Annotated in this window: 1 protein-coding gene and 1 pseudogene; both read right to left on the reverse strand. The window is 50.4% G+C overall.

The features are described 5' to 3' along the window. Positions 1–455: 455 nt before the first annotated feature. Positions 456–1232, reverse strand: a pseudogene (locus POTG_RS13515) (IS110 family transposase); the annotation flags it as partial. Between the two features lie 239 nt (positions 1233–1471). Further along, positions 1472–2122: a hypothetical protein gene (locus POTG_RS13520; RefSeq protein WP_036645353.1), complete on the reverse strand. Its 651-nt coding sequence runs from the start codon at positions 2120–2122 to the stop codon at positions 1472–1474. Between the last annotated feature and the right edge of the window lie 362 nt (positions 2123–2484).

The following is a 2484-nucleotide window of genomic DNA, read 5'->3' on the forward strand; positions in this document are numbered from 1 at the left end:
ACGCGTCTGCGGCGGCCAATGGCTGCACCGCGGTGGCGGGCTGCCGCGCGGTGCGACGACAAACCCGCCTGGGAGAGGCAAGGCCTCCCAGGCGTTTTTTGCGTTCGCTAACGGACCCAGGTGACGCTATTTGCATGAGATAAGCAGCCATGAGAATGTAACGGACCCAGATGCTCTTATTTGATTGAAATTAGGATGAACTGTCCTACTTTACCTGAAATAAGGCCACCTCAGTCCGTTAGAACGGGAAATGATGCGGGAAATCGAAAATAAGGTCATTTGGGTCCGTTGCTATGAACGTTTTTGTCAAGCCCTCGGTTTTAAATCTGCCTGAGCACGTGGCGCGAGAGCAAAAATGCGAGCGACGGTCGGCACGCTGCTATCCGTGGGTTGGTTACTTTCGTCAAGGAGAGCTTTTGCAAAGCTAGAGACGCACGGTCAGTTTCTTTCAAAACCTAGTGCAAACGGACCACGCAAATTCTCTCCCAAACCTTCGTTTGCTCCCGGGCCTCGTGCTCCGGCGTGAGCTTGTCAAGTGTCTCAAGGGTAATGGCTGTAAGCAATCCAATCCCCCGTAGGGACTGAAGAGCTTGGATCAGAGAAGCCTTAGAACCGGTCGCAGCTTGCTGGACCAGTGCTTTTTCTAGGCGCCCCTTGCGCTGCTCGATTTCATCTAAGGCATGAAGCATTTCACTGAATGCCACGTGCACGGACTCATACGGGAACGTAAGCTGCCCTAACCAGACGCGATACTTCTTGGTCCAGCGACGCTTTATGGTGGCTGGCGGTTCAATCTGGTGACGAAGCAGGAACTTCAAGATCCGCTGAAGAGCCCGATGGGCATCTTCCTTGGCCGTTTCCCGGGCGCGAACCAATTCTCGCAGAGCCTCATCTTCCCGCTCGGGGACGTAAATGGGAGTGAGTTCTCCTGCACGATACAAACGTGCGAGTTGCTCCGCATCCCGTCGATCTGTTTTCACTTGGTCGCCGGGGCGTTTGGGAATAAGTGAAGGCGCAATGACAACGCACTCGGCTCCCATGGAAGTAATCCACCGGTAAGTTTCATAGCCTGTGGGACCGGCCTCATAACAAAACGAGAGGTTTTCGGCCGGACCCAGTTCCTTGATAAGTTTGCGTAATGCCGCCGCCGTATGAGGGATAGTCCCATAATAGCGGGGTGACTCCCCACCCACATCTGCAATCGCAACCGAAATTTTTTCTTTGGATACATCTAAACCGACGAATTTTGTGGTAGACTACATAGTATCAGCTCTCCTTTGCTATGTAGCTCTGAAATGGTTTGGTTTACACTTTCCATTTTAACCTACGAGATGTAGCAATTTGGAGGGCTGTCTTTTGTTTACGTTCATCTTAGCTAGAAATCCGGAGCAGAGAGCCACGTCTCACATCACATATAGGTAGACCCACCATACGGCAAATCCACTGCTGGAAGTTGCCCGACCCCCGCTTCTCAACGCACAAGACAATATGTCCGATATCGGTGCTTCCCGCTTGCAACAGATAATTGCTGTTTTTGAGCTAACCCGTGCAATATGCGTCTGGCGTGTCGATCCGTAATCCGCAAATGCTCCGAAAGTTCCAATGGACTAAAGGGCCGTAGCAGACGTCTCGCAAAACGTACTGTTTCCGCCTCAAGCCAATCTAAATCTGGTTGTACTGCAAGGGTCATGAATTTGCCGACAAAAGACAGGACCAGCTGTTGGCATTGCTTCGGCTCCTCTACAATAGACAAGTAAGCGATAGGGAGTAACGTCCAACCATCCAAAGCCAATAAACTGTGACGCCAACATAAATCTTTAAAACGTCGGACATCTAGATCTCTTGCATGGGGGCCGTATCCTTGAATCTCAATCGCTCCCTTAGCCGAGCCTGCCCCTGGGAGATAAGCGAGGTCCAAGTATCGGTAACCGTTATTAAAGTCGCGTACCTCCCACTCCGGGTATAAGTGATCAAATTGTCCAACGGCAGGGAACCATACGAACCTCAAAAACTCCATGGTGCCGTGCCCCAACCCCTTTTTGAGGAGCTCCAATCGTCTAGGATTCTTCTCCTCCTCCATTTGTTGTGCCATCCACGCATCAAATGCTTGTTCAAATTTCATCCCATCTCCACCTTTCTCCAATTGTGAAAACAAAAACGCCGTCCCGATACCTTTTCACCACTAAGGGGCGAGGTATCAAGACGGCGTGTGCTTCACGTCCGATTTGAGCTTAGTTTATCTCGTTTGACGTATGCATGCAATGGTTGAGTGCTTCATAAAAAGCTCAGGTGTTATGTTGTCTGTAACGGTAACGGACCGTAGAGCCCTTATTTCGTTCACAGTTCCCCCTCGTGAAATCTAACGGACTCCAGTGACGTTATTTGGCGTGATATCAGACATAAATAACGAAAAAACAAGTAATAAGGTCATTCCGGTCCGTTAGCCGGGGAAATCGTCCGGGAAATAGCAAATAACGTCATTCC

Source organism: Paenibacillus sp. oral taxon 786 str. D14, from assembly GCF_000159955.1.
GTDB lineage: Bacteria > Bacillota > Bacilli > Paenibacillales > Paenibacillaceae > Fontibacillus > Fontibacillus phoenicis.